Origin of the sequence: Proteinivorax hydrogeniformans (assembly GCF_040515995.1) — a bacterium.
Taxonomy (GTDB): domain Bacteria; phylum Bacillota; class Proteinivoracia; order Proteinivoracales; family Proteinivoracaceae; genus Proteinivorax; species Proteinivorax hydrogeniformans.
This window is the reverse complement of the sequence record NZ_CP159485.1, coordinates 1,577,545-1,602,629: the sequence shown is the minus strand read 5'-3', so window position 1 is coordinate 1,602,629 and position 25,085 is coordinate 1,577,545. Positions and strand designations below refer to the sequence as shown.

The 25,085-nt window shown below is 35.9% G+C and carries 30 protein-coding genes; 29 read left to right on the top strand and 1 reads right to left on the bottom strand.

What is annotated here, in order from left to right; genetic code table 11:
• Window positions 1–12: 12 nt before the first annotated feature.
• The 29 genes from murD to PRVXH_RS07545 all read left to right on the top strand — a co-directional run bounded on the left by murD (window position 13) and on the right by PRVXH_RS07545 (window position 23,254).
• Entirely contained in the window at window positions 13–1,365 is a 1,353-nt protein-coding gene (murD, locus tag PRVXH_RS07685) for a UDP-N-acetylmuramoyl-L-alanine--D-glutamate ligase (RefSeq protein WP_353892205.1), read from the top strand.
• A gap of 11 nt (window positions 1,366–1,376) precedes the next feature.
• The gene (gene ftsW, locus PRVXH_RS07680) at window positions 1,377–2,471 is read left to right on the top strand and encodes a putative lipid II flippase FtsW (RefSeq protein ID WP_353892204.1); all 1,095 of its coding nucleotides are present in this window, start codon (window positions 1,377–1,379) and stop codon (window positions 2,469–2,471) included.
• 146 nt (window positions 2,472–2,617) lie between these two features.
• Window positions 2,618–3,880, top strand: a complete 1,263-nt coding sequence (murA, locus tag PRVXH_RS07675) for a UDP-N-acetylglucosamine 1-carboxyvinyltransferase (protein WP_353892203.1) — start codon at window positions 2,618–2,620, stop codon at window positions 3,878–3,880.
• Window positions 3,881–3,904: 24 nt separating this feature from the next.
• Window positions 3,905–4,684: an FtsQ-type POTRA domain-containing protein gene (locus PRVXH_RS07670; RefSeq protein ID WP_353892202.1), complete on the top strand. Its 780-nt coding sequence runs from the start codon at window positions 3,905–3,907 to the stop codon at window positions 4,682–4,684.
• 1 nt (window position 4,685) lies between these two features.
• The gene (locus PRVXH_RS07665) at window positions 4,686–5,411 is read left to right on the top strand and encodes a DUF881 domain-containing protein (protein WP_353892201.1); all 726 of its coding nucleotides are present in this window, start codon (window positions 4,686–4,688) and stop codon (window positions 5,409–5,411) included.
• On the top strand, window positions 5,408–5,758 hold the full coding sequence (locus PRVXH_RS07660; RefSeq protein WP_353894561.1) for a DUF1290 domain-containing protein: 351 nt from the start codon (window positions 5,408–5,410) through the stop codon (window positions 5,756–5,758). Before PRVXH_RS07665 ends, PRVXH_RS07660 begins: the two co-directional genes overlap by 4 nt.
• Window positions 5,759–5,829: 71 nt before the next feature.
• Window positions 5,830–7,044: a cell division protein FtsA gene (gene ftsA / locus PRVXH_RS07655; RefSeq protein ID WP_353892200.1), complete on the top strand. Its 1,215-nt coding sequence runs from the start codon at window positions 5,830–5,832 to the stop codon at window positions 7,042–7,044.
• 18 nt (window positions 7,045–7,062) lie between these two features.
• The gene (gene ftsZ, locus PRVXH_RS07650) at window positions 7,063–8,127 is read left to right on the top strand and encodes a cell division protein FtsZ (RefSeq protein WP_353892199.1); all 1,065 of its coding nucleotides are present in this window, start codon (window positions 7,063–7,065) and stop codon (window positions 8,125–8,127) included.
• Window positions 8,128–8,284: 157 nt separating this feature from the next.
• Window positions 8,285–9,163: a sigma-E processing peptidase SpoIIGA gene (locus PRVXH_RS07645; RefSeq protein ID WP_353892198.1), complete on the top strand. Its 879-nt coding sequence runs from the start codon at window positions 8,285–8,287 to the stop codon at window positions 9,161–9,163.
• 44 nt (window positions 9,164–9,207) lie between these two features.
• Window positions 9,208–9,939: an RNA polymerase sporulation sigma factor SigE gene (gene sigE, locus PRVXH_RS07640; RefSeq protein ID WP_353892197.1), complete on the top strand. Its 732-nt coding sequence runs from the start codon at window positions 9,208–9,210 to the stop codon at window positions 9,937–9,939.
• Between the two features lie 178 nt (window positions 9,940–10,117).
• The gene (gene sigG, locus PRVXH_RS07635) at window positions 10,118–10,897 is read left to right on the top strand and encodes an RNA polymerase sporulation sigma factor SigG (RefSeq protein ID WP_353892196.1); all 780 of its coding nucleotides are present in this window, start codon (window positions 10,118–10,120) and stop codon (window positions 10,895–10,897) included.
• 2 nt (window positions 10,898–10,899) lie between these two features.
• On the top strand, window positions 10,900–11,040 hold the full coding sequence (locus PRVXH_RS07630) for a hypothetical protein (protein ID WP_353892195.1): 141 nt from the start codon (window positions 10,900–10,902) through the stop codon (window positions 11,038–11,040).
• Window positions 11,041–11,135: 95 nt separating this feature from the next.
• On the top strand, window positions 11,136–11,396 hold the full coding sequence (locus PRVXH_RS07625) for a YlmC/YmxH family sporulation protein (RefSeq protein WP_353892194.1): 261 nt from the start codon (window positions 11,136–11,138) through the stop codon (window positions 11,394–11,396).
• Between the two features lie 50 nt (window positions 11,397–11,446).
• Window positions 11,447–11,896, top strand: a complete 450-nt coding sequence (gene nrdR, locus PRVXH_RS07620; RefSeq protein ID WP_353892193.1) for a transcriptional regulator NrdR — start codon at window positions 11,447–11,449, stop codon at window positions 11,894–11,896.
• 12 nt (window positions 11,897–11,908) lie between these two features.
• Window positions 11,909–12,880, top strand: coding sequence for an HlyD family efflux transporter periplasmic adaptor subunit (locus PRVXH_RS07615; protein WP_353892192.1), 972 nt, complete (start codon window positions 11,909–11,911; stop codon window positions 12,878–12,880).
• A 12-nt stretch (window positions 12,881–12,892) separates the two neighbouring features.
• Window positions 12,893–13,543: a YggS family pyridoxal phosphate-dependent enzyme gene (locus PRVXH_RS07610; RefSeq protein ID WP_353892191.1), complete on the top strand. Its 651-nt coding sequence runs from the start codon at window positions 12,893–12,895 to the stop codon at window positions 13,541–13,543.
• An 11-nt stretch (window positions 13,544–13,554) separates the two neighbouring features.
• Window positions 13,555–13,833 (top strand): YggT family protein, encoded by a 279-nt coding sequence (locus tag PRVXH_RS07605; protein ID WP_353892190.1) that lies wholly within the window; start codon window positions 13,555–13,557, stop codon window positions 13,831–13,833.
• A gap of 13 nt (window positions 13,834–13,846) precedes the next feature.
• Window positions 13,847–14,632 carry a YlmH/Sll1252 family protein gene (locus PRVXH_RS07600; RefSeq protein WP_353892189.1) on the top strand — a complete coding sequence of 262 codons (786 nt, stop codon included), beginning with the start codon at window positions 13,847–13,849 and terminating at the stop codon, window positions 14,630–14,632.
• A 75-nt stretch (window positions 14,633–14,707) separates the two neighbouring features.
• Window positions 14,708–15,187, top strand: coding sequence for a DivIVA domain-containing protein (locus PRVXH_RS07595; protein WP_353892188.1), 480 nt, complete (start codon window positions 14,708–14,710; stop codon window positions 15,185–15,187).
• The gene (locus PRVXH_RS07590; RefSeq protein WP_353892187.1) at window positions 15,174–15,593 is read left to right on the top strand and encodes a nucleoside recognition domain-containing protein; all 420 of its coding nucleotides are present in this window, start codon (window positions 15,174–15,176) and stop codon (window positions 15,591–15,593) included. Before PRVXH_RS07595 ends, PRVXH_RS07590 begins: the two co-directional genes overlap by 14 nt.
• Window positions 15,594–15,609: 16 nt before the next feature.
• A complete protein-coding gene (locus PRVXH_RS07585; RefSeq protein ID WP_353892186.1) occupies window positions 15,610–16,080 on the top strand; it encodes a nucleoside recognition domain-containing protein in 471 nt (156 codons plus the stop codon).
• Window positions 16,046–17,191 (top strand): chorismate synthase, encoded by a 1,146-nt coding sequence (gene aroC / locus PRVXH_RS07580; protein ID WP_353892185.1) that lies wholly within the window; start codon window positions 16,046–16,048, stop codon window positions 17,189–17,191. The genes PRVXH_RS07585 and aroC overlap by 35 nt, the downstream gene beginning before the upstream one ends.
• Entirely contained in the window at window positions 17,181–18,245 is a 1,065-nt protein-coding gene (locus PRVXH_RS07575; protein ID WP_353892184.1) for a 3-dehydroquinate synthase family protein, read from the top strand. The genes aroC and PRVXH_RS07575 overlap by 11 nt, the downstream gene beginning before the upstream one ends.
• Window positions 18,220–19,509 (top strand): 3-phosphoshikimate 1-carboxyvinyltransferase, encoded by a 1,290-nt coding sequence (gene aroA / locus PRVXH_RS07570; RefSeq protein ID WP_353892183.1) that lies wholly within the window; start codon window positions 18,220–18,222, stop codon window positions 19,507–19,509. The genes PRVXH_RS07575 and aroA overlap by 26 nt, the downstream gene beginning before the upstream one ends.
• Window positions 19,510–19,646: 137 nt before the next feature.
• Window positions 19,647–19,934 (top strand): DUF5665 domain-containing protein, encoded by a 288-nt coding sequence (locus tag PRVXH_RS07565; protein WP_353892182.1) that lies wholly within the window; start codon window positions 19,647–19,649, stop codon window positions 19,932–19,934.
• 9 nt (window positions 19,935–19,943) lie between these two features.
• The gene (locus PRVXH_RS07560) at window positions 19,944–20,321 is read left to right on the top strand and encodes a TraR/DksA C4-type zinc finger protein (protein WP_353892181.1); all 378 of its coding nucleotides are present in this window, start codon (window positions 19,944–19,946) and stop codon (window positions 20,319–20,321) included.
• A gap of 99 nt (window positions 20,322–20,420) precedes the next feature.
• On the top strand, window positions 20,421–20,882 hold the full coding sequence (lspA, locus tag PRVXH_RS07555; RefSeq protein WP_353892180.1) for a signal peptidase II: 462 nt from the start codon (window positions 20,421–20,423) through the stop codon (window positions 20,880–20,882).
• 4 nt (window positions 20,883–20,886) lie between these two features.
• Window positions 20,887–21,804: an RluA family pseudouridine synthase gene (locus PRVXH_RS07550; protein ID WP_353892179.1), complete on the top strand. Its 918-nt coding sequence runs from the start codon at window positions 20,887–20,889 to the stop codon at window positions 21,802–21,804.
• Between the two features lie 223 nt (window positions 21,805–22,027).
• The gene (locus tag PRVXH_RS07545; protein WP_353892178.1) at window positions 22,028–23,254 is read left to right on the top strand and encodes a solute carrier family 23 protein; all 1,227 of its coding nucleotides are present in this window, start codon (window positions 22,028–22,030) and stop codon (window positions 23,252–23,254) included.
• 57 nt (window positions 23,255–23,311) lie between these two features.
• On the opposite strand, the gene PRVXH_RS07540 is transcribed toward PRVXH_RS07545, so the two are convergent.
• On the bottom strand, window positions 23,312–25,042 hold the full coding sequence (locus PRVXH_RS07540) for an NFACT RNA binding domain-containing protein (RefSeq protein ID WP_353892177.1): 1,731 nt from the start codon (window positions 25,040–25,042) through the stop codon (window positions 23,312–23,314).
• Window positions 25,043–25,085 lie beyond the last annotated feature (43 nt).

Genomic DNA, 25,085 nt, shown 5'->3' with positions numbered 1-25,085 from the left:
GAGGTGAATTAATTGGAATTTAAGAATAAACGAATTTTAGTGTTGGGTGCGGGAAGAACCGGTGTCGGTATAGCAAAAGTTTTAAAGCTCGAAGGTGCTGATGTTGTCGTAAATGATGGCGCAAGTTCCGAATCACTAAAAAATGATTTAGAGAAACTAAGTCAGTTGGATATTGAGGCTGTGGTTGGTGGTCATCCTAAAAGTCTTTTGGATCCCAAGCCGGATTTTATAGTAAAAAATCCTGGAATTCCAATGGATATTCCCTTTTTGGAAAGTGCAAGATCTAAAAATATTCAGGTAGTTTCGGACGTTGAGTTAATCTCAAGCTTTACTGACGCTCCAATTATAGCTGTAACCGGTACTAATGGTAAAACAACAGTAACTTCTTTGATAGGTCATATATTAACGGGAGCACAAAGACAGGTTTCTATAGGTGGAAACATTGGGTATTCTATTGCGGATGCCGTTTATGAAAGCGATTCTGAGTTTGTAGTTTGTGAAGTTAGTTCATTTCAATTAGAATCAACTCAAAGGTTTGCACCTAAAATTGCAGTTGTTACAAATATTTCGCCTGACCATCTAGATAGACATTTAAATATGAACAATTATGTAGAATCAAAGTTGAACGTATGCATTAATCAAAATGAAAGTGATTATGTGGTTTTAAACAAGCGAGACTTATATGCAAAAAGGTTTGCTGATGCTACTAGAGGGGATGTTTACTGGTTTAGTCGCTTTGATGAAGTTAGAGATGGTGCTTATCTACAAGATGGTAAAATATATTTTGCAGAAGGTGGCAAAAGTAAAGTTGTTATGGATCTAGATAGCGTGCAGCTAAAAGGTGAACATAACATTGATAATGTATTAGCATCGATTGTTGCAACAAGGTTAGCAGGGATGAGCCTTCAGCAAATCTCCAAAACAATAGCTAGCTTTAAAGGAGTTGAACATAGGTTAGAGTATGTAACCGAAATTGATGGGGTGCAATTTTATAATGACTCTAAAGCTACTAACTCAAATAGCACTATACAGGCTATAAACGCATTTGATAGGCCGCTAATTTTGCTGCTAGGTGGATACGATAAGGGTGAGAAATTTGATGAATTAGCAACTGCTTTGCATGGTGGGGTAAGGGAGATTATTACTTTTGGGCAATGTAAAGATAAATTAAAGGAGACTCTTTCTAAAAAAAATAAAAATATTACTTCAATTAGTAATATAGAAGAGGCAATTAAAATAGCAATAATAAAGGCACAAGAGGGAGATGTTGTGTTATTTTCTCCAGCATGTGCTAGTTGGGACACTTTCAAAAATTTTGAGCAAAGGGGTAAAAAGTTTAAAGAATTAGTTTTATCAGCTCAGTAGGGGTGTGGTAAATGAAAAGAAAACAGTCTCCTGATACTTTATTATTGATAGTTACAATGGTTCTCCTTGGCTTTGGCCTTGTTATGGTGTATAGCGCTAGTGCTATAATGGCAGCGGCAAGATACGGAGATAGCTTTTATTTTTTAAAACGTCAAACGGTTTATGCACTTTTAGGTTTAGGCGCTATGTATTTTTGTATTAACTTAAATTACTGGCAATGGAAAAAATTTATCAAACTTTTTTTTATACTTAACTTTGTCTTTTTAATTGCGGTCATAATCCCAGGGGTTGGAGTTACAATTAATGATGCTACTAGATGGATCAACCTAGGGTTTATGAGATTTCAGCCGTCTGACTTTACTAAGTTTGCCTTGATTTTATTTACAGCAAATTACTTAGCTTTAAAAAAAGAGAGGATTTTAGATTTTTTCTTTGGGTTAACACCACTTTTGGTGGTTTTAGGACTGTCTTTTGGACTGATCATGTTACAGCCTGACTTAGGAACTGCTATCTCATTGGCAGGAACTATAGGCATTATGTTGTTTGCGGCGGGAGCAAAATATAAACATTTGATAGGTCTAGCCATACCTGCTGCAGCTCTTATGACCTGGTTTGCAACCTCCAAAGAATATAGAATGCGACGGCTTGTTACGTTTAGAGATCCATGGGCAGATGTCAGTGGGGCGGGATGGCAGATTATCCAGTCCTTGTATGGGATAGCCGGAGGCGGATTAATGGGGGTAGGGTTAGGAGCTAGCCGGCAAAAAAGTGGTTATCTACCTGAGGCTCAGACTGATTTTATATATACCATTATAGTTGAAGAGCTAGGATTTATCGGTGGGGCGTTAATAATAATACTTTTTGCTATATTGGTTTGGAGAGGCTTACGAATTGCCATAAAAGCTCCTGACAACTTTGGTTGCTACTTAGCTATGGGCACTACTGCTATGATAGGTTTACAGGTGATTATTAACATAGGAGTTGTTACTTCTAGTATGCCAACTACAGGGATAACTCTGCCGTTAATTAGTTTTGGGGGAACATCTCTTATGGTCACCTTAGCTAGCATCGGGATATTGCTTAATATTTCTAGATATTCGTATTAAATTAAAAAACGGTAGGCTACTTGCCTGCCTTTTTGGCTACTAAGTAAGATATATGCTGAAAAAAACATTCACCTTATTAGGCCTCTTACATAGAATAAAAATGTAAAGCAGTTGTATAAACATGACTTTGAAGGAGGCCTCTCCAAATGGAAAAACTGGTTATAAGGGGAAAAAAACCGTTAAAAGGTGAAGTTTCAATTCCAGGAGCTAAAAATTCAGCGCTGCCTATTTTAGCTGCTTCTTTATTAGTTGAAGGTAAATGCACTATCTCAAATGTTCCTTACCTTAAAGATGTATCTATGATGATAAAAATACTGGAAAGCTTAGGTGCAAATTTTAAAAGAGAAGCTGACAATGTACACCTAGATTGCTCTGACATAAATAGTTGGAATGTACCTGATGATTTGGTAAGGACTATGCGTTCTTCAATCTTTTTAATGGGCCCACTGTTGGCTAGATTTAAAAAGGTTAAAATTGTTTACCCTGGAGGTTGCGCCATAGGGACTAGGGCTATTGACTTACACATAAAAGGCTTAGCTAGCCTAGGTGCAAAAATTGATGAAAAGTTTGGGTATATAGAAGTATCAGCAGATAAACTAAAAGGCAGCGAGATTTACCTGGATTATCCTTCTGTGGGAGCTACAGAAAATGTAATGCTGGCTGCTGTAAAGGCAGAAGGTACTACTATAATAAAAAATGCCGCTAGAGAACCTGAAATAATTGACCTTGCCAATTTCTTAAACAATATAGGAGCAAAAGTCAAAGGAGCAGGTACAGCAGAAATTAAAATATATGGGACACAAAAGGCTTTTACTAAGCATTGTCAACATGACATAATACCTGACAGGATTGTAGCTGGGACTGTAATGGTCGGAGCTGCTATGACTGGAGGAGATGTAAAACTCAATGACGTAATTCCGCCTCACCTTGAATCGGTTATGATTAAACTTAAGGAGATGGGTGCTACAATCAGTAAAGATGTTAACAGCATACGTGTTAAAGGGAATCTGCCTTTAAAGGCTGTGGATTTAATCCGAACTGCTCCTTATCCTGGGTTTCCCACTGATATGCAGCCACAAATGATGATAGCGTTGACTATGGCAAAGGGATCTAGCCTAGTTAGTGAAAATGTATTTGATGGAAGGTTTAAACACGTTGGGGAGTTTAGACGTATGGGAGCGCAGATAAGTACTGATAATAGGACTGCTGTTGTAAGAGGCGTGGATACATTAAGAGGCGCCTTGGTGGAAAGCTCTGACTTACGAGCTGGTGCTGCATTAGTACTTGCCGGTCTAGCTGCAGAAAATATAACAATTATCACCAACATACACCATATCGACAGAGGATATGAACAGATAGAAGCTTTATTTACTAGTTTAGGTGGAGATATTAAACGGGTCCTTTGTTGAATTTAGAGGGGAGAGTTGGAAACTTTGAAAAAGAGTAGCTATAATCGAAGAAATGTAATTGAGATGTCTCATAGGCATAACTTCAGAAAGAATGAATTAAAAAGGAAAAAAGCTAAGCGCTTAAAAATATTAAAAGGGACATTTTCAATAGCGGCCCTTATACTTTTAATTTCTATAAGTATTTTTGCCTTTCTAAACTCTCCAGTTGCTTTAATTTCCGAAATTGAAATTCACGGGAATTTCTTGTTAGAAAAGCAGGAAATTCTCGAGATTTTGCCTAAAGTTGGACAAGCTAATTTTTACGCCAAAAGGACTAGTTACTATAAAGAAGCACTAGCTGAAGAACCTTTAATAAAAGATTTTTCTATAGAAAGAAATATTTTTCATCGAAGGGTTATAATAGATATTACTGAAAGAACCCCTTTGTTCAAAACTATAGACAATGATGAAGTTTATTTAGTTTCTATTGATGGCGTAAAACTGCCAAATATAAAAGAATATTCCGTACCATATATTACGGGGCTTGAAAATAGTGAGCAGATCCCACATCTTGTAGATGTTTTGTCAGATTTAGATAATAGTTTTGTAGAATCCGTTGCTGAGGTTAATATCGAGAACTCTAATAAAGTAGAGCTATACACAGTTGACAATTTTACTATAATTGTAGGGGATATCCAAAGATTAACTTCTAATCGAGTTATTGAGATTATGCAGCTTGTAGAATTTCAAAAAAGTCAAGATCAAAGGGGGATTATTGATATAAGGGGAAGAACTGTAACTTTCTCCCCGTTTGGAGGAGAATAAATTGAAATTTCAAAACACAAGCACCATTATGTTCACAATTATCTGTACTGTATTAGGATTTATGACTGCTGTAAATGTTAGAACTCAAAAAGACGTAGATTACACCTACGGCATGCGAGAAATGGAGATGCGAGGAAAGTTTTTTGAGTTGTTGGATAATAAGGAGTTAATCAAACAAGATAATATCTCTTTAGCAAATCAAATTAGGGAGTATGAAAAAAAAGCGGCCCAAGGTGAAGATGATGTTGACATTTTATTAAATGAGCTAAATAGGGTTAGAGTTTTGGCTGGCTTAACTGAAGTAGAAGGTCCCGGTTTGGTAGTGGAGGTAAGAGATAATGAAAGTCCTTATTCCTATGCTGAGGATGCAAACTTAAGCATTGTGCATGATGAAGATCTAATGAAACTAGTAAACACTTTACAAGCAGCTGGTGCTGAAGCTGTAGCTGTTAACGGACAAAGGGTTACCGGACTAACAGAGTTTAGCTGTGCCGGTCCAGTTATTTTAGTTAATCAAACTAGGTTAGCTCCACCTTATATAATCACTACTATTGGTGATGCTGATACCTTAAAAGCAGCGCTGTTAATGCGTGGGGGAATTGCTGACAGCCTTAGTTTGTGGGGAATTCAAATTGAGGTTGAGGCTAAAGAAAGTGTTTTAATACCCTCGTATAAAGGAAGCCTAGAATTTGACTATATAGAGCTTTCAAGCAAGGAGGCAAAATAATGTTGCCAGTTTTAGGTTTGTTAGCGGGGTTTGTATTTGGGTGGATTTCTAGCATAACCGTCCCCGTGGAATATGCTCATTACCTTTCTATAGCCTTGCTTGCTGGGCTTGACTCTGTTTTTGGTGGAGCACGCTCTTATTTAACTAAAGAGTTTGATAAAGATGTTTTCTTTACAGGTTTTTTTGGAAATATTTTATTAGCAGCCGTTATATTATTGATGGGCGAAAGGCTTGGAGTGGATTTATACCTAGCGGTTGTATTTGTATTTGTGTTTAGATTATTTAAAAATTTAGCCATAATTAGGCGTATGGGACTAAAAAACCTTATGAGTTTGAAAAAAAACTAATAAATTAAAAGGGAAAAGGACAGTCCATGTTGAATTTATTATGAGAGAAATAACCTGGGGAGGTGAAGCAGTTGTCTAGGAAATCGATAGTTGCCAGTTTAGATATTGGCACTTCAAATACAAGAGTTATTGTAGGGGAAATAAGTGAAGATAGAAATGTTAACATCATTGGTATTGGACGTAGTGAGTCCCTAGGTTTGCGTAAAGGAACTATAGTTGATTTAGATAACACTGTTCGATCTATAAGAGAAGCTATTGAGCAAGCTGAAAGAATGGTAGGGATGAACATAGATTCCGTTTATGTAGGCGTTTCTAGTGCACATGTCCAAGTCATGAAAAACCGTGGTGTGGTAGCTGTTTCTAGCGAGGATAAAGAAATTACTAGGCAGGACTATGATAGGGTTTTAGATGGTGCAGGAGTGGTGGCTATGCCTCCTGAACTAGAAATAATTGAAATTGTGCCCACAAACTTTATAGTGGATGGATATGACGGTATAAAAGACCCCATAGGCATGATAGGGGTGCGTCTTGAAGTTGATGCTCTAATAATGATGTGTAAATCAACAATACTGAAAAATTTAACAAAATGTGTAGAAAGAGCCGGCCTAGATATAAGAGGTTTAGTTGTTAACAATCTAGCCTCTGCAAATGTAGCTCTTAACGAGGATGAAAAAGAGTTAGGAGCTGTACTGATAGATATCGGCGGCGGCACAACAGAGATTTCTGTTTTCCAACATGGAGCTTTAGCTAAAAAAAGTGTTATCCCTATTGGTGGTGGACATATATCTAGCGATATATCTCAAGGCCTTAAGGTATCTCTTGCTGAAGGAGAAAAAATAAAGCTGAAGTACGGTACAACAATATATCCAGAGGGAACTTCTAATAAGTTTGAAGTTACTACTGTTGGCAAAAAAACCGAGGAAATCAGTGCAGACTCTTTGATAGGAATAATCGAGCCAAGGGTGCAAGAAATTTTTTATATGGTTAATAAGGAGCTTTTAGAAATGGGTTTGGAGGATGAACTTCCTGGAGGAGTGGTATTAACTGGAGGAGTCGCATCCTTAGAAGGAATAGATAGTATAGCTCAAGTCCAGTTAGGTAACTCAGTGCGAATTTATCAGCCTGAGTTTATTGGTGTTGCTGATCCGACGTATACAACTGGTGTAGGGATTATCCAGCAATCCATGGAAAATGTAGATGATTCCGTTCCAGTTTCTAAAGGAAATGGCGCAGTAACTAGTATAAAAGACAAAATAAAAGACCTATTTAATGATTTTTTCGGCTAATAGGGAGGGGGACTTTCGATGTTAGAGTTTGATATGGATATGGAACAATTTGCTCAAATAAAAGTTATAGGAGTTGGCGGTGGAGGTAGCAATGCCGTTAACAGGATGATTAGTTCTGGCTTAAAAGGCGTTGACTTTATTGTTGTTAATACTGACGCTCAAGCCCTACATAACTCCCAGGCAGATGAAAAATTGCAAATTGGAGAAAAAGTAACAAAAGGCCTTGGAGCAGGTGCAAACCCTGAAGTGGGAAGACAGTCAGCTGAAGAAAACAAAGAGGAAATTGCCAATGCACTAAAGGGTGCTGATATGGTGTTCGTTACAGCAGGTATGGGTGGCGGCACAGGAACAGGAGCTGCACCTATAGTTGCCGAGGTAGCTAAAGAAATGGGTGCCTTAACAGTAGGTGTGGCAACCAAGCCTTTTTTATTTGAAGGTCGAAAGCGTCAAAAGTTTGCGGAAAAAGGTATTGAAAACTTAAAAGAAAAAGTTGATACTTTAATAGTAATACCAAATGATAGGTTACTTCAGGTAATTGAGAAGAATACCCCAATAACAGAAGCCTTTACAATAGCTGACGATGTTTTGCTACAAGGTGTTAAGGGTATATCTGACTTAATCGCGGTACCAGGCTTAATAAACCTCGATTTTGCTGATGTTAAGACTATAATGCAAGACACTGGTTCTGCATTAATGGGTATTGGATTGGCTAGCGGAGAAAAACGAGCAGAGGATGCTGCAAATCAAGCTGTTTCTTCACCACTATTAGAAACATCTATAGATGGCGCTAAAGGAGTATTGCTTAATATAACAGGTGGTGGAAACTTAGGATTGCATGAAGTTCAGGAGGCTGCCAGCGCAGTAGAAAAATATGTTGATGAAGATGCAAACATTATCTTCGGTGCTGTTATAGATGAATCTTTAAAAGATGAGATAAAGGTAACGGTTATTGCAACAGGTTTTGATGATGAGAAAAAACAAATACAACAAGACGAAGAAAAACCAAAAGATTGGGATGTGAAAACTTTCCAAGAGGATGATTTTGACATACCAGCTTATCTAAGAAAGAAAACTACTAAATAGTACAAAAGAGACTGACCTCTTATAATGGGGTCAGTTTTTATGTCGAACTTTAGTTATAAAAAGACAAATAGTTATCTTATTTTTAAGTCGTATCCTTCAGGGTATGACATTTTTTTTATCTAGCTTATGATACCATTAGTTAACGAGGGGGGATAAAATGACCCTTTATTTAGATCTGACTTTAATTTTAAATGGTATAGTTTGTTGGATAGCTTTTAGCATTACAGAGTTTGTCTTGAACACTTCTGCTAGAAAAATTAGGAAACTTTTAGCTTCAGTTATAGGTAGTTGTTATTTAGTAGCTTTTTTATTTTGGTATAACTTTGCAAACAATATTTTTATGAAAATTACTATAGTTATAATGACAGTACTAGTCTGCTTTGGATATACCAACTTCAAGAGATTATTGGCCCAAACTTCTTGTGTAATACTATTCACTGCTACTTTTTCAGGTTTTTTGTATATGGGTCTTAACAGTCTAGTCGGCCAGGGGGAGACTGGACCTAATCCATTTATTGATATAAAAAATTTTTGGTATGTTTTTATTTTTTTAGCGCTTTTTGTAATAATCCCACCATTTTTTAGAGTATTTATAGTAAGTGTAAAAAAACTGTCCAATGCAGAAAAAATGTCTTATAAGGTACAGGTATGGCTTAGAGGTAAGGCGGTGAATTTAAAAGGGTTTGTAGATACAGGTAACACTTTGGTTGACCCTGTCTCTAAATTACCGATTATAATCCTTGATAGAAAAGCTTTAAAGGGTGTCTTATCAGATAAGTGGGATAGGTGGCTAGAGGTGGGAGACAGTTGGAATGTACCTAATGATGGATTTAATATTAGGTATGCTCCAATAAATACTATTGGAGGAACATCCCTAATGGTGATTTTAAAGCCACAGAAAGTGTACTTAATAACTAAAGACAGCAAAGAGGAAGTTCTAGCTCTTGTAGGTGTCAATCCGCACAAAAAGGATGTATTACCAGGCTTTGATGCACTAATACATCCTAATGTATTAGCTAACGTTGATAATTTATAGTTTGGGACATACTCATTAGCTTGATAATTATGAGGAGGGGTTTAATGTTAAATTTTTTTAGACTAATTAAACTTAGATGGAGATTGCTATTAGGCGGGCTGTGTATTAGACTTGGGATATCAAAAAGTTACGTCCACTTTGTAGGAAGCACAGAAGCCTTGCCACCACCTCTTACTAAAGACGAAGAAAAATTCTTAATGGAAAAACTGAAAAAAGGGGATGAGGCGGTAAAACAACTGCTAATTGAGCATAATTTACGCTTAGTGGTTTACATAGGGCGGAAATTTGAAAACACTGGTATTAACATCGAAGATTTGGTTTCTATTGGGACGATAGGATTAATAAAAGCTGTTAACACTTTTGATCCAGAAAAGAAAATCAAACTAGCGACCTATGCCTCTAAATGTATAGAGAATGAGATACTAATGTACTTAAGGAGAAATAATAAGATTAAATCAGAAGTTTCATTTGATGAACCTTTAAATATAGACTGGGATGGGAATGAGCTTTTACTTTCCGATGTTTTAGGAACGGATGCTGATCTAGTCCACCAAGATTTAGAGCAGGAAGTGAATCGAGAACTACTGTCAAAAGCTCTCATTAAGTTAAGTAAGCGAGAACAAAAAATTATGATTCTAAGATTTGGTCTAACAGACGGCGTTATTCGCACCCAAAAAGATGTGGCACAAATTTTGGGGATCTCGCAATCGTATATTTCAAGATTAGAGAAAAAAATAATTTCTAGACTTCAAAAGGAAATTAAAAAAATGGAGTGAGGTGAATAACTAAATTCACCTCACTTTTTTTAACAAAAAAAGGTAGCGTTATGCTGGATTATTATTAGCGAAAAGAGGAAACATAAAAACACATTAAAAATTTGCCAAAAATGTAAAGCATATTTGAACCATCAATGGCAATAAATAAATATATCAACTAACTTAGGAGGACATGACCGTGATAAATAAAGTAGAAATATGCGGAGTTAATACAGCTAAACTACCAGTGCTAAAAAGTGCAGAGATGAAAGAGTTATTTATCCGGTTAAAAGGAGGGGAGGAAGAAGCGCGGGAGCAGCTAGTAAACTGTAATTTACGGTTAGTGCTCAGCGTAATACAGCGCTTTAATAATAGGGGGGAAAGTGTAGACGACCTTTTTCAGGTTGGGTGTATAGGCTTAATGAAAGCAATTGATAACTTTGACTTAGGTCAAAATGTTAAATTTTCTACCTATGCAGTACCTATGATTATTGGTGAGATTAGAAGGTATCTTAGAGATAATAACCCTATAAGAGTTAGTAGATCTCTTAGAGATATAGCTTATAAAGCTTTGCAAGTAAGGGATAAGCTGACTAATGCACATGATAGAGAACCTACAGTTAGCGAAATAGCTTCTGAATTGGATATTAAAAGAGAAGAAGTGGTTTTTGCTTTAGATGCTATTCAGGAGCCAGTCTCACTTTTCGAACCTATATATCATGATGGTGGGGAGCCGATTTTTGTTATGGATCAAATCAAGGATGATGGGGAGCTAGATAGTACTTGGTTACAAGGGATTGCTGTTAGCGAGGCATTGACTCGCCTAAATGAACGAGAAAAGACAATTTTAACTTTAAGGTTTTTTGAAGGTAAAACTCAGATGGAAGTTGCTGATGAAATCGGCATATCACAAGCGCAGGTTTCCAGATTAGAAAAAGTTGCTTTAGGCCACCTTAAAAAATACGTAAAGGAGGATTAAAATTGTTAAACAAGTTTATAATGTATAGCGCCCTTATTTTAGATTCTCAGCCTAGTGTAGAGAGTACAATTGAAGCTATGCACGCCTATAATAGTGATAATTTCTTTTTGGAAATCAGTAAGATAATAGTACAAGGATTTTAACCTCAAAGTCTACACTTTGAGGTATTTTTTGTTTTAATAATAACTTTTAAGAATATATTTATTAATAAAGTTATCTGAGAAAAAGGGGGATGAACATGCGTATTTCTGATTTAAGAGAGAGGGAGATAGTAAACCTAGGTGATGGAAAAGTTTTAGGTCATTTTGACGACCTAGAAATTAACGCTGACAGTGGGCAAATAAAAGCTTTAATTGTAACTGGGCAGAGTGGGTTCTTAGGGTTAATGTCTTCAGGGAACGACTATATAATTCCTTGGAACAAAATCAAAAAAATAGGCCAAGATGTTATTATAATAGACACTAGAACAGAAGATAGGGTTAAACAAGGAGGCGAATAATGGTATAATTTAATTGGTTAAATTGAATGCTGCGTAGGAGGGTAAAGAAAATGAAATGTCCGTATTGTGCGTCGGTTGAAAGCAAGGTTTTGGATTCTCGTCCAACAGAAGATAAGAGTTCAACTCGAAGAAGGAGAGAATGCAATAAATGTAGTAAAAGGTTTACTACTTATGAAAAAACTGAAGAACCGCCAGTAATTGTTATAAAACGGGATGGGACAAGGGAGCTATTTCAACGCCAAAAAGTTTTAAGAGGTTTAACCAGGTCGTTTGAGAAAAGAAACGTTGACATAAAAGAGCTTCAAAACTTAGTGTCGGAAATTGAAAAAGAAATGGCTAATAATTTAGTTAATGAAATTAAAAGTAAAGATTTGGGAGATATGCTTATGGAAAAGATTAAGCAAATTGATGAGGTTGCTTATGTCCGTTTTGCATCTGTTTATAAAGATTTTAAAGATATTAAGACATTCAAACTAGAGTTGGATAAGCTTATAAAATAAAGGGGTGATAAAATGAATAACCGTAAGAGAAACAGTAAAGGGTTCTCCGTTGTTTCTGGGGGCAAGGCTAAAAACCAAAACCCTAATCGCCCTTCACCTATTAAGGCGGTTATATTTTTCGTTATAGCTGCAGTCTTTTTATTTTTAGCCAGTCAAGGATTTTTATGGATTAGAGATTTTGCAGTTAGTCAAATGATAATAACGGAACATATTGAAATGGCATCGGCGCAGCGAGGAGTTTATGGTGACGGAGTTTTCCTTTGGGATGAGAAGGTGGTTTATAGCCCAACAAGCGGGAGTTTAGATACTGAAATTAAGCAGTTTCAAAGAGTTAGGAAAGAACAGATTATTGGAACTGTTGGCCAAACAGAAATTGAGACGCCAAAATCAGGTTTAATTGTATTCTACAATGATGGGCTTGAATATATCGAAACCGGATTAGACAATCGTGAACTAATAAATGTTTTTGAACAACAAGATGATTATGCCCGTCAAACTATTTCTAGCAGTAGCTCGGGCGAGCCTCTATTTAAGGTTATAGATAATTTTAATAGTGACTTGATTGTCAAAATGCAAAAAGAAAAATTTGAAAAAATGCAGGAATTGAGCAGTGTGAGGGTGAAAATAATCAGTGAGAGTGTTAGTCAAATGTTAACGGCTGATATTTTCGATAGTGTTGCACAAGGTGATTATGCATTTGTTCATCTTAAACCACGAAATATAAAAGAAGATTTTTTCGGTGAGCGATTTAGCGAGGTTTTTTTTATACTTGATACACTTGAAGGTATCAAGCTACCTTTACAAGCTTTAGTTCAGCATGAAGGACAGGAAGGAGTTTACTTAGTAAATAGAAACAAAGTGGATTTTAAAGAAGTTATAGTCATGGAAAAAGATAGTGAATACGTGTGGGTTCATGGGTTGACCGAAAGTTCAGAAGTGATATTGAATCCAAAACTAGTGAACATAGGACAGAAGATTAGATGAGGTGAAATACATATGACTGTGCTAGCAAATTACAAAACACTTGTAAAAGAAGTATCACAACTTACAGAAAGAAAGGTAGAAATTGTACCAGTTACTAAATATGCTGAGGTTGACAAGATGAATGCGTTATATAGTAATGGTATTAATAATTTTGGAGAAAGTCGTACAGAAAATTTAAAAATAAAGGAAGAACATTTTCCTGATGCTAACTGGCACTTTATTGGGCATCTGCAAACTAGAAAGGTAAAAGATTGCGTTGGAAAGGTGCAGCTTATACATTCCATAAATCGTTGGAAGGTAGCAAAAGAAATAGACAAAAGAGCTAAAAAGAAAGGTATAGTGCAAAAGGGTTTAGTTCAGGTTAATGTGGCTAAAGAGGAGAGTAAGCATGGCTTACTCGTTGAGGAAGTTTTTAGCTTTTTAGATAGCTGTAGCGAACTTCCAAACTTGAGCATAACAGGCCTTATGACTATGGCGCCACTTACTGATAACCCAGAAGAAGTGCGATATGTATTTAAAGGCTTAAAAGAGCTTAGAAATAAACTTAAGGATAATGGCTATTCAAACATAAAGGAACTTTCTATGGGAATGACTAACGATTATCAAGTAGCAGTTGAAGAAGGAGCTACAATAATTAGAATAGGCAGTAAAATTTTTAGTTAGGAGGGAAAAAAATGCCACAACAGGTGTTAATAGCTATAGACGCAATACTTCATTTGTTTTGGATTTTATTATTAGTAAGGGTGATAACAAGTTGGTTCCCAATACCGATGCATAACAAAACAGTTAGAGATATAATGGAAGTTATTTGGTCTATCACAAACATAGTTATAAAGCCAATAAGAAATGTAGTTCCGCCGGTGCAAGCAGGAGGAGGGTACCTAGACTTATCACCTATCTTAGCCTTTGTGCTTATTAGGATATTAAGAAACTTATTAATGACGCTTTTATAATGGAGGTTAGTTAATGATAGAACGGGAAAAGATATTTAAGCTACTAGATAAAGAGATTGATAAGGTAACAATTGCAAAATCTTTAGATGCCGCAGAGTTAGCCCAGCAAAAAAACATGGTAAAGGAAACTGATTTTTTAGATCCATACTACAGAGACACAGTCTTAAAGATTACAAAAGGTTTATTTGGCATAAAACATTTTGTCAGCGGTGGGTATCAAGGGGCTGAAAGGGCCAGAATTGTTTTTTTCCCCGACTTTTTGCATAAAGACGATGTTGAAGATTGTATCAGTTGTATTGAGATAAATGGAAGTTTTCCCAAAAAATATAGTCATAGGGATTTTCTAGGTAGTATTTTAGGGCTAGGTATAAGCAGGGAGAAATTGGGAGACATCATCGTATCTGAAGATGGTTGTCAAGCGGTAATAGACGATAGCCTTGTAGATTTTGTAAAACTTAACCTAGAAAAAGTTGGGAATGTAAGCGTTAAGGTTAAAGAAATATATCCACACCAACTTAAAGTTGAGGATATCAAAATAAAAAAAATAAAAGGAACAGTAGCTTCTTTACGGTTAGATGCTGTTTCAGGGTTAGGTTTTGGTCTATCCCGTACAAAGCTATCTGGCCTTATTAAAGGTGAACGGGTTAAGGTGAACTGGAAGACTATCAAAAATCCTTCTTTTACTCTAGAGGAAGGAGATATAATTTCTCTAAGGGGAAAAGGAAGAGTGGAGTTAGCCGCTTGTGGTGGAGAAACTAGAAAAGGTAGGATTCACTTAGAATTAAATAGATTTATGTAAAAATAAAAAGGATTTGAAGGTAAAATGTAGAAATATTACATAAGAAATAAACATTCAAATCGGAGGTGCTAATTAATGTCACTAACCCCCTTAGATATCCACAATAAGGAATTTAGTAAATCGTTTAGAGGTTTTAATGAAGATGAAGTTAACGAGTTTTTAGATCAAATAGTAGATGATTATGAACGTGTAATGAAGGAAAAGCAAGATTTAGAAAAAAATTCGAAGGATTTAACCGAGAAATTAGAACATTACTCAAAAATTGAGGATACGCTACATAATGCAATAGTTGTCGCCCAGGAAACTGCAGAGGAAGTTAAGCAAAATGCCAGCAGAGAAGGCGAACTTATAAGAAGAGAAGCAGAAAGAGAAGCAAAGAAAATTGTTGAAGAAGCTATAACAAAGGCTAGAAAAATACACTCAGATGTGGAAGAGATGGCAAAACAATCTCATGTATTTAGAACTAGATTTAGAACACTACTAGAAGCGCAGCTAGAAATGATAAACTCCGATGACTGGAATAATTTGGAGAATGATTTAAGTGAAACTACTTAAAATTATAAGAGATGGCTCAAAGAATGGGCTTTCTGTAGTTTGGGAGTTAGCCAAGGTAATGATACCTATTATTACCTTGGTTAATTTTTTGGAGTATTTGGGTTTTTTAGAAAGCCTAGCTGATGTGTTAATGCCGGTTATGTCAATATTTTCTTTGCCTGGAGAAGCTGCTTTAGTTTTAATTATTGGTAATCTAACTACTGTTTATGGGGCTGTAGCTGCTATGCTTAGCCTTGATTTTAGCGCTGTTGAGCTAACGATTTTATCAACAATGGTTGCTATATGCCATAGTATGCTAACTGAGACTGTGATAGCTAAAAAGACAGGTGCAAAACCTTTGCTTGTAGTTGGGAGTCGGCTTGTTATGTCTATAATAGCGGGAATTATTTTAGGACAAATTTTATAAAGGATGTAAAACTGAAATGATTATATTTCTATTAGAAAGTTTGAAGATGGCGACGTTAGATATTATAAACTTGGCAGTTATTATTGTACCATTACTTATAGTTATCGAGTTTTTAAAAGAATTTAAGGTGTTAGATAAAATAGGGAATTTATTTGCACCCTTAACTAGAGGGTTAGGGCTTCCTAAGGAAACTGCAGTTCCGTTGAGCGTAGGACTTTTCGTTGGACTAACTTATGGTGCAGGGGTAATTATGAGCTTAGCAAAAGAGCAAAACTTTACTAAGAAAGAGTTAACTGGACTGCTAATTTTTGTGGGAATTTGCCACGCAATTTTAGAAGAAACAATCGTTTTTGCTAGGATAGGAGCTGCATGGCACTGGGTGCTAATTTTTAGGATTTTAAGTGCAGTTTTGGCCACATTATTATATAAAAGGTGGGCAAAGGAGGATTCATATGAGGTACCTAACAGCAGGGGAGTCCCACAATAAGGGCTTAATTGCGATTATTGAGGGAATACCAGCAGGGTTAGATATAGATGTCAATAAAATTAACAATGTTCTAAGACTAAGGCAAGGTGGGTATGGTAGGGGCAATAGAATGAAAATTGAAAAGGACAAGGTTAATATTTATTCTGGTGTAAGAGGCGGATATACTACAGGTGCGCCCATTGGATTAGTTATAGAAAATAAGGACTGGTATAATTATAGGGAGATTTATAATGACGATGATAAGATGAAATATTGTACACCTAGGCCAGGACACGCCGATTTAGTGGGTATGTATAAATATAATTTAAGTGATTGTAGAGATGTTCTAGAAAGAGCGAGCGCTAGAGAAACAGCAATCAGGGTTGCTGTAGGTGCTATTTCTGAACAATTACTAGAGAAATTTAATATTACTATAGTTTCGTATGTATATAGTATAGGAACTATATCTTCAGCTATAAAATCAAACGTACCTAAGGATTTGGTGTATAATTCTCCGGTATACTGCCCGTTTGACAACCATGAAGAAATGGTAAAAGAAATCGACAAAGCAAAAGAAGAGAAAGACAGTCTTGGTGGCAAGGTATACACAGAGGTTCGAAATCTACCTATGGGGCTAGGTAGTTACTCCCAATGGGACAAAAAGTTAGATTGCAGATTGACTAGTCAAGTCATGTCAATACCTTCTGTCAAAGGGGTTGAATTTGGCATAGGGTTTAAAGGATCCAAGCTTAAAGGTAGCCAGTATCATGATGAGATATTTTTAGATGAAAATAAAAAAATCTATAGGATTACTAACAACGCAGGGGGCATTGAAGGCGGCATGTCAAATGGTCAACATATCTGCTTTACAACGGCAATTAAGCCTATCCCAACAGTTTTAAAGGGACTAAGAACCTATAACGTTGAAACTTATAAAGAAACAGTAACCGACTACCAAAGAAGCGATACAACAGTTGTTCCAGCAGCATCTGTGGTTGTTAGCTCAGTAACTGCTATAGAAATAGCAAGGGTGTTTTTAGAAAAGTTTGGGGGAGACTCGTTAAATGATGTTAAAAATAATTTCAAAAACTATGTTAGACGGGTAGAAAGGCAAAAGGATTATGAGAACTAGTAGATGTTTTTTTGGAAAAAGCAGCTGGAAGCAGTGCGCTGAAGAATTAGCTGACGATAGAGCTATGTTGGTGATAGATCACAGGATAAAAGAGTTATATGCTGATAAACTAGCGTCGTTTAAGAAAAATTTTCAGAATGTAGATGAAGTTTTGGTGAAGAACCCGGAAGAAAAGAAGTCATTGGATTTTGTGAAAATTTTAGCTGAAAAAGCGTTGGATTTTAAACTTAATCGTGGTGATTGGGCAGTTGCTATAGGCGGTGGTGCAGTTTTAGATCTAGCAGGTTTTTTTGCATCAATCTATAAAAGGGGTGCAAAACTTTGCTATTTACCTACAACGATCATTGCGCAGGTTGACAGTGCTTATGGCGGTAAAACAGCTGTGAATTTTGGAGAATATAAAAACCAGCTCGGGAGCTTTTATCCAGCTGATGTTATAGGTATAGATACTTCGGTTTTGAGGAGTTTGCCCAAAAAAGAAGTATATAATGGTCTTGGGGAAGTAGCAAAGTATGTGATGCTACAACCTGATGATTTTGTTGATGCCAAGGGGGATATAGAGTCAATTTTAAATGGAGATATATCTAAATATAATAATTTAGTGCCGCTGTGCTTTCGGATAAAAGAAAAATATGTAGATGACGACTTTTTTGATACAAAAGGTAAACGGGTGGCACTAAACCTTGGGCATACTATAGGACATGCCATAGAGAAGCAGTGCAAACATCCCCTAGGCCATGGTCAAGCTGTGGCAATTGGACTAAACTTTGCTCTGTTTGTTGCTTTTTATAAAGGAAAACTAGGTATTAACGATGCCACTAAATATTACGAGTTATTAAAGCCCATACTTCCAGGCATAAAGTATAGTGTTTTTACAAAGTATGTACAACAAAACTTATGCTATGACAAAAAGGCAGATAAAGACAAATTGGTATTTATTTATCCATTGGCAAAAGGCTGGGCTACGGAAAAAGTTACCTTAAATTTTTTAAATATGTGTTGGAATAAATTTGCGGAGGTTAACGGCGATGTTGGTTATTTCAAAAGGGGATAAGGTTTATAATACTGTTTATACACCTGGTGGCGACAAATCAATAAGTCATAGGATAGCGATGTTAACGGCGCTAAGTAAAGGAACAATAAAAATCAATAATTTTTCATTGGCAAAAGACTGTCAAGCAACCCTAAGGTGTGTGGAGAATTTAGGCTTTAAAGTTATTAGAAATGAGAACACAGTTATAATTAAGATGGAAGAAAAAACTAAAAAAAATAATGTTGTTTTAGACTGCGAAAACTCAGGCACTACAGCTAGGCTGATTGGTGTCGTTGCAGCATCTTTAGGTGCTGAAGCAACTTTAGTAGGCGATGCTTCATTATCTAAAAGGCCGATGGATAGGATTGTTTTACCATTACAGGATCTAGGGCTCGATATTGAATCAAGCGATGGGAAATTGCCTATTACAATAAAGCCAAATCGGCGTAAATATACAGAGATTTTCTACGATATGCCTGTGGCTAGCGCTCAGGTGAAAACGGCCTTACTTTTTGCAGCGCTGCTTGGTTGTGGCAAGGTTAAAATAAAACAACCAGCAAAATCTAGAGATCATACTGAGATTATGCTAAAGCATTATGGTGTTAGCCTAATAAATCAATACCCATACTTAAAAATTAAAGGACCTCAAAAACCAATTGTCAGGGGAGAGTATAATGTTTGTGGTGACTTTTCTTCAGCAGCTTTTATGATTGCAGCTGCACTTGTTAAAGGTTTTGAGTTGACAGTTAAAGATGTCGGATTAAACCCCACTAGAACAGGTTTTTTACAAGTTATAAAAGCTATGAATGCTAAAGTTGAAGTTTTCGATACAAAGAAATGGAACGATGAGTTAGTGGGCTGCATACGGATAAAGCCCTCTAGTTTAAAAGGGATTGAAATATCGCAAGATATGGTGGCTAACTTAATTGATGAGCTACCTTTAATTGCAGTTTTAGCAGCTTATGCCGATGGTATTACTAAGGTTAGAGGAGCAGAGGAATTAAGAGTTAAGGAAAGTGATAGAATAAGTAACACAGTTTCAAACCTTAATAAACTAGGGGCGGATATAAAAGAGTTAAAAGATGGGTTTATAGTACGAGGGAAGACTCAATTAAATGGAACTGTTTTAAACTGTCAAAAAGACCATAGAGTTATTATGTCTATGTCTGTTGCTGCGTTAGGAAGTGCGGGGGAGACTAAAATTGAAGATGCAAAATGGGTAGAAATATCTAATTCTGAGTTTTTTTCAGAATTAGAAAGGTTGATTCCTGGGTGTATTAAATGACATAAAGGATTTTAGTTATGTGAGGTTGTCTCGTGGGCAAAATATGCCTGATTGAGACAGCCTTATTTTTTATATTTAAACTTTAGTATATAAATTGCTATATCATAAAATAATAGAATTAAGGTGGTGATCTTTACATGAAAAAGTTGCAGCTACAGAAGAAACTTTTACAAAAAGGTGAAGAAATCTCCCACCAAATGGAAAAATATAACATAGCAGAATATATCAGCATATTGAATAATCCCAAAAGATACTTAATGGTAAATTTCTTAGCTGGACTAGCTAGAGGCTTTGGTATAGCTGTGGGATTTACGATACTAGGTGCAATGGTGGTCTATTTCTTACAAAGAGTTATGCTATTAAACTTACCGGTAATTGGAGATTTTATCGCTGAAATAGTTAAACTAGTACAAAAAAATATGTAGGAGGAAAATATGAAAGAACAAGAGAAGAAACATCTAAAGGAAAAACTTTTAAAAATGAAAAAGGAGTTAGAAAGAAGTTATCTACAGGAAAATGGCTCTCTTAGAGATCAAACTCAAGATTTATCTACTTACGATAATCATCCAGGGGAGTTGGCAAGCGAACTATATGAAAAGGAGAAAGACTTAGCACTTAAAGATAATAGTGATGCAGAAATAAAAAAAATAGACGATGCACTTAAAAAAATCGATTCTGACCAATATGGCTTATGCGATAGCTGCGGAAGTGAAATAGAAAATCAGCGTTTAGAAGCAATTCCGTACACTACAATATGCGCTCAATGTGGTAAAGCAAGTTCACAAAAGCACTTGGATTCCTCTCAGTATTAGTCACCGTTACAGGTGACTTAATTTAATTATATAGACAATTTTTAAAGTATCTGCTAAAATTGATTTGTTACATACTTCTAAGTCAAGGGAGAGATACTAGTGCTTTATCCTGTTATCATAATAATCATCATAGCTTTAGATCAAATAAGTAAGCTTTTGGCATACAACTTAATGGACATAAGTGAAAGCATTCCTTTAATCGAAAACTTTTTACATATTACACTTTGGACAAATCCAGGGGCAGCTTTTGGAATATTACCACACCAAAGGTTATTTTTTATTGTGGTTACGATTTTAGTAACTGTTGTGTTAAGTTATTATATATATAAGCTTCCCAGTGAAAAATGGGTTCTAAAGCTTGCTTTCTCTTTACAAATAGGAGGAGCATTAGGGAACTTAATTGATAGAATTTACTTAGGTGAAGTTATAGATTTTATTGACTTTAAAATTTGGTCGCCGATATTTAACGTGGCTGATATAGCTATAGTTGTCGGTGTAGCACTTTTTGCACTAGATGTTTTAGTTTTTGATATGATACAAGAAAAAACAGGGGAGGGTTAAATTCTTGCAAGAAGAAAAAGTCTTAACCTGTCAAGAGAATAATACGAGAGTGGATGTTTTTTTAGCTGAAGAGACAGGACTATCTAGGTCTAAAATTCAAAAACTAATAAAAGATGGCAATGCAATTGTAGAGGGCCAGCGTCTGTCTAAAGCTAACATTAAATTACAAAAAGGGCAAACCATATCTCTTTTGATCCCTCAGCCAAAAGAACCCAATGTTAATGCTGAAGATATACCCATAAATGTCGTGTATCAAGATAGCGATATTTGTGTGTTAAACAAGCCCCAGGGCATAGTTGTTCACCCGGCTCCGGGACACTATAGCGGCACTTTAGTTAATGCTCTTCTTTATCATTTAACTGATTTATCTTCAATTGGTGGAATTAAAAGACCTGGCATAGTTCATAGGCTTGACAAAGATACTTCAGGTCTATTGGTGGTGGCAAAAAATGATGCCGCTCATGAAAGTCTATCGCAGCAGATGGCAAATCGTGAGACTAAGAAAGTATACTGGGCTCTGGTGGAAGGTGTCATAAAAGAAGATAGTGGTACTATAAACGCGCCAATTGGACGCAATCCAAAGGATAGGAAACAGATGGCTGTTATACAAAACTCTAGTAGTAGGGATGCTAAGACAAAATATAAAGTGATAAAGAGATATAAAGAGAATACACTAGTTGAGTTAGATTTAATAACAGGAAGAACTCATCAGATAAGAGTCCACTTAAAACATATTAACCATCCAATTGTGGGAGATTTAACTTATGGCTATAAAAGACAAAAAATTAATCTGCCCGGGCAGTTGTTGCATGCCAAAAGGTTAGGAATATACCATCCAACATCGAAACAATGGATGGAGTTTAATAGTGAGTTGCCTTTACAGTTTGAAGCAACTATAAAAAAACTTGTTGCCATAGGGTAGAGCTTATGTTATTATCTATTAGAAGCCTTTAAACTAATCCGAGAGATTAGTAAGGAGTAACCTAATACTATGGTTATAACTTCTTGCTAATTTTGCATGCGCAAAAAAGGCAAGAAGTTTTTTTGTTTGGTTACTTCTTTAAACTGAGACAGCGAGCTCAGAAAAGGAGGAGAATCCTCCAAACTTATCTTAAGGGCTAATACAAAAATTAGGAGGAGAAAAAATGAAAAATCAAACATTATCAGTAGGTAAAATGCTACCTCTATCCATCCAGCATATCTTTGCTATGTTTGGGGCAACAATATTAGTTCCTGCTTTGACTGGCTTAGACATGGGGGTTGCCCTTTTCACCTCAGCTATTGGCACGCTATTATTTCACTTTATAACTAAGGGACAAGTTCCCGCTTATCTTGGATCATCCTTTGCTTTTATTTATCCAATCCAGCAATTATCCACTAACTATTCACCTTCTGTGGCACTGGGGGGAGCGGCAGTAGCAGGTGTTATTTATCTAATCGTTTCCACCATAATAAAGCGTGTTGGCACCGATTTTTTGAAAAAAGTGTTACCACCTGTAGTAGTAGGGCCTGTTATAATGACAATCGGCTTGTCACTAGCTCCTGTCGCAAAGGATATGTCCTCAACCCATACTCCAACTGCAGTTTTTACTTTGATATTAGCAATTTCACTAACTGCTTTTGGCAAAGGGTTTTTACGAGTAATTCCCTTACTTTTAGCAATCATTGGTGGATATCTATTTGCGCTAGGATATCAATGGGTGGCACCATTAGAGTTGTTTGGGATGACATTGCTACCTTCTGCAACAATAATAGATTTCACAGAAGTGTTTAACAGCAGCTGGGTTCCAGCTCTACCTAACTTTACCGCGCCTAAATTTGAAATAAATGCAATGCTGTATATGATACCTTTCGTGCTAGTTACACTAGTGGAGCACTTAGGAGATATTTTAGCAATAGGGCGAACTATCGATAAAGACTTAATGAAGAAGCCTGGTTTGTCAAGAACTTTGGCTGGTGATGGTGTTGCAACGTTAGTTGCGTCATTTTTAGGGGGACCACCTAACACTACTTATGGCGAAAACATTGGAGTTTTAGCAATAACAAAAGTTAAAGACTCAAGAGTAATACAGCTAGCAGCAGTTCTTGTCATTATTCTCAGTGTTAACCCTAAGTTTGTAGCCCTTTTAGGAACAATACCTGAAGCGGTTATGGGTGGAATTGTTATACTGCTATTTGGTATGATCGCCTCGATAGGAATCAGAACCTTAGTGGAAAATAAGGTGGATCTAGGTAACACCAGAAACCTTGTAATAGTTTCAACTATCCTGATAATTGGGATTAGCGGCATCAGTATTTGGCAGTTTGAAGGCATGGGGCTAGCTGCTCTAGTAGGAATAGTGCTAAACGCTACTTTGCCAAACTTTAATTAAATAAAAAAAGGGGCTGTCTCTTAAAGGAATTTATCCTGCTTGAGACGGCCCCTTTTATTATTTACTACGAAGCTTTTTAACAACATTTTCATCTGGAGTTACAAATAATGTTGTGTAGTTATCATAAATTACCATACCCGGTTTTGCACCTTTGGGCTTTTTGACGTTTTTTATTTCTGTATAATCGACCTCAACATTACCTGAATGTCGACCCTTACTAAAATATGCCGAAAGCATTGCCGCTTCGCTTATTGTTTCAGCAGGGATTTTTGCCTCATTTCTAACAACCACATGACTACCAGCTAAACTCTTGGTATGAAACCATAAATCATTTGGGTTAGCCAACCGGAGCGTAACAAAATCATTTTGTTTATTGTTTTTCCCCACATAAATAGTGATATTGTCAGAGGACACAAACTTCATAGGTTTGCTGTTAGATTCCTCTCTTTTTTTGCCATTGTCTTTTTTACGAACCTCTTTTAAATAGCCTATTCGTATTAACTCCTCTTTTATTTCGATTAGTTCATCTAACTCTGAGATATCTAAGCTGTACCGCACAGAGTTTAGATAGTCTAACTCGTTTTCACACTTTAGAATATTAGCTTTAATTACTTCGATGCCCCGTTTAGCCTTGGAATATTTTTTGAAATATCTTTGGCTGTTCTCGTTAGGAGTTAAACTAGCTTTAAGCGGTATTTCTATATATTCGTCTTCATAATAATTATATACTTTTGTAGAGTTTTCTCCCTTTTTCATATTATACATATTAGCTGTTAAAAGTTCTCCGTACAATTTATACTTAAGGCTTTTTTCATTTTTCTTAAGATCCTTTTTAAGACCTTTTAGCTTCTTCACTAGCTTCTTTAGGTAGTTATCTACACTTTTGACTAATGTTGAGTAAATGTCTTTTCTGGCTTGCTGCTTACTTTTATAAGAATAAAACAAGTCAATAGCTTCATTTAAAGATGAGGTTTCAGTTTCTTTTAAATTTAAACACTCTAGTTTAAAAGGGTAGAAATCAACTAATTCGCCATTTTTATAAAAAACCATAGGATCGTAAGGGGTGTTATATAAAAGCTCCTGTAACAAGCAATAGATATCGTTTAAGTTAGAGTCAGTTAGCTCCTTTACATATATGTTGTTTCTATTAAATACCCTAAAGACTATTTCTTTAGCTAATTGTGGGCTAACCATATGGATGTTCTCAAAAAGGAATTTATCCAATAAGTAACTGTCATAGCTTACAGCTAACAGCTTTAAGTCAGAAAGCTTACTATCTTTTATATCAATTTTATTCTGAGCTGGGGGAAGAGTGTATGTGGCGTTAGCCTTGATCTCCCTATGGGTAGAACTTATGGTCTTTAGTGAGCCCAAAATTATTTTAGTTTTATTATCATAAAATATTAGGTTGCTATGTTTCCCCATAACTTCAAATGAAAGGGTCCAACTACCCAAATCCCCATCAGGATGTCTTCCTTCGATATCAAAATTTATAATCCTTTCATTGTTAACAGCACTAATGGAAGCTATTCTAGCTGAACTGAGATACTTTCTCAGAAGCATACAAAAATTTGGTGGGGTTATGGGGTTTTTAAAAGTTTGGTTGGATATTCTTGTATGGCAAGATTCAGGGGACGCATCTAAGATTATACTGTGGTTTTTTCCTGGCTTCCGTACTGTTATTATAATCATATTTTTTTTAGGTTGGGTTACTTTATCAATTCTAGCATTTTCTAATATCTCATTATACTCTTTTACAAGAGTGTGTGTACATAAAACATCAAACATATTAAGTCCTCCTTTTATCTTAGTTTAGCTTATCCATTAATAG